General features: G+C 68.4%; 1 protein-coding gene. It reads right to left on the minus strand.

Annotated elements, in window-relative coordinates; all coding sequences use genetic code 11:
• Positions 1–1039: type III polyketide synthase (locus AZE13_RS33475; RefSeq protein WP_066940592.1), on the minus strand; the 1039-nt coding region annotated here is incomplete at its 3' end.
• Positions 1040–1041: the final 2 nt, after the last annotated feature.

A 1041-nucleotide genomic window follows, 5' to 3' on the forward strand; every position in this document is an offset into this window, starting at 1 on the left:
CCCAGGTGCCCAGGGCCATCTCGGCGGTGATGCCCGGCCCGAAGCCGGCCAGCAGGCCGCGGTGCCCTTCTTCGGGGGAGGCCTCGTCGAACATGCGAGCCAGGGCGTCGAGGACCACCGCGCTGGCGATGTTGCCGTACTCGGTCAGCGTGGCCCGGCTGAAGCGGAAGGCCTCGTGCGGCACTTCCAGGAAGCGGCACAGGTCGTCCAGGATGCGCGGGCCGCCCGCGTGGACGATGTAGAAGTCCAGGTCACCCGCGTCCCAGTGGTGCTCCTCGGCGACCGCACGCAGGGCCGGGGCGAGCGGCTCCATGGTGCCGGGCACGCGCTTGTCCAGCAGGAAGTGGAAGCCGGTGGGGCGCACCGCGTAGGAGATCCAGTCCTCGGTGTGCGGGATGAGGTAGGAACCGTTGCGCTCCAGCCGGACACCGGTGCCGCCCTTGCCGCGGACCACGGCGGCGGCGACGGCGTCGCCGAACAGGCCGTTGGACAGCAGCGATCCGACGCCCAGGTCGGTGGGCTGGTAGCACAGCGAGCAGAACTCGCAGGCCACGATGAGCACATTGGCGTCGGGGTAGGCGGTGCAGAAGTCGTGCGCCCGGTTTATCGCGGCGCCTCCGGCCGCGCAGCCGAGCTGCGCTATGGGGATCTGCCGGGTCTCTTCCCGGAAGCCCAGGGTGTTGATCAGCCAGGCGGTCAGTGACGGCATCAGGAACCCGGTGCACGACACGTAGATGATCAGGTCGATCTGCCGGGACTCCAGCTCCGCCTGGTCGAGCGCCTGGCGCACCACGGAGGGGACGCGGGCCTTGGACTCCTCTTCGTAGATCGTGGTCCGGGCGTCCAGCCCCGGGTGTTTGAGGACCTTGTCGATCGGCTGGATCAGATGCCGGGTGAGGACGCCGGTGTGCTCGATCAGCCGGAGGACCAGCTTCAGCTCCGCATGGTCCTTGTGCAGACGTCGTGCCAGTTCGAGGGTGTCTTCCTGGGTGATGACGTATTCAGGGACCTCGATTGCCGGTTTACACAGAACCGCCATGG

Source organism: Streptomyces sp. NBRC 110611, from assembly GCF_001590865.1.
In the GTDB taxonomy this organism is placed as follows: Bacteria; Actinomycetota; Actinomycetes; order Streptomycetales; family Streptomycetaceae; genus Streptomyces.